This is a genomic window from Crocosphaera chwakensis CCY0110, from assembly GCF_000169335.1.
Lineage (GTDB): Bacteria > Cyanobacteriota > Cyanobacteriia > Cyanobacteriales > Microcystaceae > Crocosphaera > Crocosphaera chwakensis.
Window position 1 is genome coordinate 1 of record NZ_AAXW01000118.1, and the last position, 5,910, is coordinate 5,910.

Consider the following 5,910-nt stretch of genomic DNA (forward strand, 5'->3'; position numbering starts at 1 on the left):
TCATCCTTATTATGCTAACCAACAAGCTAAAAAACTATTAGGTCAAGATATAGATCCAGAGACAAACCCTGAAGATATCGCCGCAGTTTATCACAATTACATTGCAGGAACTGATGAACTGTATCCCAACGAAAAGTTACCGATTATTAAAGCCTTACAAGGGGAAGTAACCAGTGTTGACGATCTTGAAATTCATCAAAGTGATCGCATCATTCTGATAGAAAGTCGGGGAACACCTATCTATAATGAAGCCGGAGAAGTAGAGTATGCACTTGTTGCGTTTCAAGACATTACTGAACACAAACGGGCTGAGAAAATTTTAGCAGATTATTATCAGGAATTAGAACAAGAGGTTAAGCGACAAACAGAAGAATTAGAGATTGCTAAAGAGAAAGCAGAAGTTGCTAATGAGGCAAAAAGTGCTTTTATTGCCAATATGAGTCACGAATTAAGAACTCCTTTAAATGCCATTTTAGGTTTCTCTCAAATTATGAAACGTTCTTCCACTTTATCTCAAGAAGAAAAAGAAAATATTAATATTATTGGTCGTAGTGGAGATTACTTATTAACCTTAATTAATAATATTTTAGATTTAGCGAAAATCGAAGCTGGTAAAATGACGCTAAATCCTTGTGATTTTGACCTTTATTCATGCTTGCAGGAAGTGGAAGACTTGTTACATCTCAAAGCCAACAATAAAGGATTAAAATTAGAAATTAATCACGATCAAGATGTTCCTCAATATATTAATACTGATGAAACGAAACTGCGTCAAGTTTTAATTAATCTAATTAATAATGCGATTAAATTTACGTCAGAAGGTGGGGTTTTTGTGCAAGTAAGAAACCAACCTTCAGATATCAAAGACAGTAACTTAAACAACGACTCAAAATCCCTGACAAACAATGACTATATAAATATAACAGTTCAAGATACAGGCGTTGGCATAGCAGCCGGAGAATTAGATAAATTATTTGAAGCATTTGCACAAACAGAAAGTGGTAAAAAAAGTAGCGAAGGTACAGGTTTAGGATTAGCAATTAGTCGTAAATTTGTTCAGTTAATGGGAGGAGATATTACAGTAACAACTGAAGTAGAAAGTGGTACAACTTTTAGTTTTAATATTAAAATTACTAAAATTGATGCTGACGGTATCGAAACTAAACCCATTATTCGCCATGTTATTGCTTTACAACCTGGACAACCTCGTTATAAAATTTTGATTGTCGATGATCATCCCGCCAATCGTTTACTATTAATTAAACTCTTACAACCAGTCGGTTTTGAACTGCAACAAGCGACTAATGGTCAAGAAGCGATAGAAAAATGGGAAACATGGCAACCTCATTTAATCTTTATGGATATGAGAATGCCAGTTATGGATGGGTATGAAGCTACTCAATATATTAAGGGGATTATTAAAGGAAATGCTACGGCTATTGTTGCTTTAACGGCTAGTTTTTTAGAAGAGGAAAAGGCTATTGTCTTATCCGCAGGATGTGATGATTTCATCAGAAAACCATTTCAGGAATCAGTCATTTTTGATGTAATTTCCAAACATTTAGGAGTTGAATACGTATATGATGAAGAAGATAACACTGAACCAAAATTACTAAATTTAACCCCAGATGATTTAAAAGTAATGCCTCAAGAATGGTTAGAAAGATTGTATCATGGCAGTCGAGTTTTAGATGATGACTTGATTTTAGAGTTGATTGAGGAAATTCCTGAAAACAATTTTTTATTAGCGGATAAATTAACTGATCTAGTTGATACTTTTCAAATAAAAAAAATCAAAGAAATTATTAGATTAATGTCTTCTATCAATCTTCAGTGATTTTTAAAAAACTTCTATTTACTAATTGAAATAAGACTTTAATAAAATCTCTAATTTGATTCAGTTTAAATTATCTTTCAAGTGAACTAAAATGATTTCAGAAACTATTTTAATTGTTGATGATCAACTTCCTAATTTAAAAGTTTTGTCAACCATGTTAGAAGGGAAGAATTACAAAGTTAGAAAAGCTGTGGATGGGGAAAGTGCAATTGAAGCCGTACAAATTGAACCTCCCGATTTGATATTATTGGATATAAAAATGCCAAACATAGATGGGTATGAAGTTTGTCAACGCTTAAAATCCGATGACAAAACTAAAGATGTTCCTATCATTTTTATTAGTGCTTTGAGTGAAGTATTTGATAAAGTAAAAGCCTTTGAAGTGGGAGGAATTGACTATATTACTAAACCTTTTCAGGAAGAAGAGATTTTGGCGAGAATTAACAGTCAGTTAACTATTAAAAAGCAACAAAAACTTTTACAGCAGGAGAAAGAACTATTAAAACAGAAACAAAAAACACTTGAAAAAGAAATTAAACGAAGAAAAGAGGCTCAAGCCATATTATATCAATCAAGAGCCTTGATTTCCAGTGTTTTAACTAATTCCATTGATGGAATTGCTGCTTTTGAATCAGTTAGAAATTCAAAGAGCGGAAAAATAGAAGATTTTCGTTGCTTAGTTATTAATCCTATTTTAGCAGAACTGTTTAATCAAGACCCAGAAAATTTAAGCGGACAATTAATCTTCAAAAATTTTCTTGAACAACTTGATGTTAATTTATTTCCTTTATTTGTTAATCTTGTAGAAACAGGAGTCTCGTTAAACAAGGATTTTAGTTATCAGTGTCAACAAGAGAAAAAATGGTATCATCTTAGTGCCATTAAATTAGCTGATGGATTTTCCATTACCGTTAGAAATATTACCGAAAGAAAAAAGAGAGAATTAGAACTCAATCGTCGAGCAACTATTGACGGATTAACAGGGATTTATAATCGTCAGACTTTTGATCAAAATCTCATTAAAGAATGGGGACGTGCTAGAAGGGAAAAGCAAACTTTATCCATAATTTTATTTGATGTAGATTATTTCAAATTATATAATGACCACTATGGTCATCAAGCAGGGGATGATTGTTTAAAGCAAATTGCCCAAACTGTAAAGAAAATTCTGAATCGTTCTGTTGATTTTGTTGCTCGTTATGGTGGGGAAGAATTTGTCGTAATCCTCCCAAATACAGATCAGCAAGGAGCAATTATCATTGTAGAAAATATCCAACACGCTATTTACACCTTAGCAATTCCCCACAAAGAATCAAAAGTTAGTGAGCTTGTCTCTATTAGTGTAGGAATTGCTAGTATTATCCCTAGATCGGCAAGTTCACCTGCTGACTTAATTAATCTAGCTGATAAAGCTCTTTATAGAGCGAAACAACAGGGACGGAACCGCTATTCTGTTGCTGAAATTTAATTTTCTGATGAATTAAAGCTATTCTTTGCTCAATTTCAAACACTGCACCGCCCGCCGTTTCGTCTCCTCCCCCCGTCGATCATACTTAGCCGTCGTCACCGGAGAACTATGCCCCGCCAACTTCTGCACCGTGACAATATCCACCCCGGCATCTAACAGATCACTACAAAACGTCCGTCTGAAATCATGGGGAGAAAACGACTCAATCCCTGCCATTTTTGCCCGTTTCTGTATAATCCGCCAAACCGTATCCGAGTGCATCTGGCCTAACTTTAAATGCCCTCCTCGATGGATACGACAAAACAAACAACCGGACTCTTCCCCTCGCACCCCTAACCATCGCTGAATATACGAGATCGCCTCTTCTGGCAAATAAACCCGTCTACTCTTCCCTCGTTTGCCCTTACGCACCAACACCTCCCCCGTACTCGACTCAAAATCCCTTAATTCTAACTTCACCAACTCAGAGCGACGTATTCCCGTCCCCCTCAACATCACCATAATGGCTGCATCCCGAACATCCATCACACTATCCTCTCCACAAGTCCCCAACAACGCCCTAATTTCTGTTGAATCAAGAGATCGCCCCCGTAACTCAGGTGAGCCTTGAATATTGGGAAAATCCACCGCTTTTTGATAATCATCCGCAGCCATCAACCCCAAGCGATAGGCTTCCAATAACACCCGTCGCAACGCCGACAGCATCTTATTAGCCGTCACTGGAGCTAACTTTTGTAATAAAGCCACCCTAACCGCAGCCGTATGGTGGTAACGCAACTTCGACCAATCTAACGTATCCGCATCACAGTCCCCATTCGTTAATAACGACGCTATAGTATTAAGAGAATAGCGGATGGTGCGACGGCTACCTTCTGATAACCCCGATAAATAGACGCTCGCTGGATGCAGGGTCACGGGTATGGGTGCGGTTAATTTGAGATTTTCAGAAGAATAGCGATCGCGCTCAATTAGGCTAACCATAATGACCCAGACCTCGCGGTTGATGTGAGGAACATAATAGAACGTTCAAGAGAGATTTCTCACGGCCTATTGTCCATTGATTTGGTAATCTGATCTGACTATGGCCATTTGTTTTTTTCCCTCTCCTACTCATTTGGCCATTATATGTGCAATTTAGAGACAACATGAATTATTTCAAAAAATTCCAACGTATTCTCGAACTAATCCTCTGGAATTTTCGTTTTTTTACCTTGATTCCAGTCTTATTTAGCTTAATCAGTGCCGTAAACTTTTTTATTTTGGGAACGATTGAAATTATGATGAGTATTATTCCAAATTCTAACCTTTTTCAAGATCCTCAAAATCAGGATTTAGCTCTCGTTGTTTCTAGTGTAGTTGGTGGTATTGATTATTATTTGATTGGTATTATTCTCTTAATTTTTAGTTTTGGAATTTATGAAATATTTATTTCAAAAATTACTATTAGTGGCGATAAAACCATAAAAAGCCCATTGACAATTAACTCTTTAGAAGAATTGAAAAAAAAGTTACTTCAAGTGATTATTATGGCTTTAATTGTTAGCTTATTTAAAAAAATTATTATCTTACAACTCACAACGACAATAGATGCAATTTATATAGCAGTCGCTATTCTCTTAGTATCCGTCAGTACCTATTTAGGATTTTCCAAAGAATAAGTAAAACGCCTTAAGGTAACAATGAAATGGGGTGGATTTACAGAGAAATGTAAAGTCTTTAACTATACACTGTACCTTGACGACGACACACCTGTACTGTGACAACAACACACCATGAATGTAAAAGAACTTTGTGATCGCTATAAGCTTCAATCTCGTAAATCTCTCTACTCTCGTTTAGAAGCAGCCGGACTAAAATTACCCAAAGACGACGACGGTAAAGCCTACGCCACCGAACAAATGATCCAACAATTGGACGACCTAGATCAGCACCTTAAAAATGGCGGAAGCCTCAAGAACTACACACCTGTTACTTCAGTTACAACACACCTAGAAATAACTGATAACGGTAATCTTTTAGACAACACAACACAGACGACACAACTCACGACACAGATGAGTCGTGAGGAATTACTAGAAATTATTGAGGTATTAGGTGGTGCGATCGCCAGCAGATTACAACCCATTGATTCCATTGCTTATAACCATTCCCTCGAACAAGCACAAGAACAAAACTGGATACTCTCAAGCAAAGAAGTTAAACAGCTAATCGGCATCAAACCCAGTTGTTCAAAAGGTGAAAACGTATTTACTAGAGGTTGTTGGTCATTTACTAAAGCCGGCAAAATCGGCAATCAGACAGGGTGGCGAGTCAAAAAGATAGTTGAAGACTAAGACCAATACATAAGAACTGTTACCTGGCCACAACACACCAGCAATTTAGTCAAACCTAAAAAGCTGGTGTATTAAAAAAAGGATTGTTTAACTTGAGCCTCAAAGCCCCATACCTTTCATGAAATCCTCCCCATGAGATTGCCTTTCTTCCTGTTCATTAAATATAAGGTCATCATCTGAAAACTCATCATCCTCCTCTTCAATGGCCATAGCCACAGAGGCCAACGGAGTCGCTTGGGGTAGGGACTCCCTAATTTGTGCCTGATCCACTA

5 protein-coding genes are annotated in these 5,910 nt (G+C 36.7%); 4 read left to right on the forward strand and 1 reads right to left on the reverse strand.

Annotated elements, in window-relative coordinates; all coding sequences use genetic code 11:
• Positions 1 to 1,837, forward strand: a 1,837-nt coding sequence (locus CY0110_RS27275) for an ATP-binding protein (RefSeq protein WP_008278897.1), incomplete at its 5' end; no start/stop codon positions are given.
• 91 nt (positions 1,838 to 1,928) lie between these two features.
• On the forward strand, positions 1,929 to 3,305 hold the full coding sequence (locus tag CY0110_RS27280; protein WP_008278898.1) for a diguanylate cyclase: 1,377 nt from the start codon (positions 1,929 to 1,931) through the stop codon (positions 3,303 to 3,305).
• A gap of 18 nt (positions 3,306 to 3,323) precedes the next feature.
• Here the strand turns inward: CY0110_RS27280 and CY0110_RS27285 are convergent, their stop codons facing one another.
• Positions 3,324 to 4,286: a tyrosine-type recombinase/integrase gene (locus tag CY0110_RS27285; RefSeq protein WP_008278899.1), complete on the reverse strand. Its 963-nt coding sequence runs from the start codon at positions 4,284 to 4,286 to the stop codon at positions 3,324 to 3,326.
• A gap of 164 nt (positions 4,287 to 4,450) precedes the next feature.
• Here CY0110_RS27285 and CY0110_RS27290 point away from each other — a divergent pair, with 164 nt between their 5' ends.
• Both CY0110_RS27290 and CY0110_RS27295 read left to right on the forward strand, forming a co-directional pair.
• Positions 4,451 to 4,963, forward strand: coding sequence for a YqhA family protein (locus tag CY0110_RS27290; RefSeq protein WP_008278900.1), 513 nt, complete (start codon positions 4,451 to 4,453; stop codon positions 4,961 to 4,963).
• 114 nt (positions 4,964 to 5,077) lie between these two features.
• Positions 5,078 to 5,638, forward strand: coding sequence for a hypothetical protein (locus CY0110_RS27295; protein ID WP_008278901.1), 561 nt, complete (start codon positions 5,078 to 5,080; stop codon positions 5,636 to 5,638).
• Positions 5,639 to 5,910: the final 272 nt, after the last annotated feature.

Coding starts and splice junctions, on each gene's coding strand:
- CY0110_RS27290 (WP_008278900.1), top strand. CDS start 4,451: ATGAATTATTTCAAAAAATTCCAACGTATTCTCGAACTAATCCTCTGG.
- CY0110_RS27285 (WP_008278899.1), bottom strand. CDS start 4,286: ATGGTTAGCCTAATTGAGCGCGATCGCTATTCTTCTGAAAATCTCAAA.
- CY0110_RS27280 (WP_008278898.1), top strand. CDS start 1,929: ATGATTTCAGAAACTATTTTAATTGTTGATGATCAACTTCCTAATTTA.
- CY0110_RS27295 (WP_008278901.1), top strand. CDS start 5,078: ATGAATGTAAAAGAACTTTGTGATCGCTATAAGCTTCAATCTCGTAAA.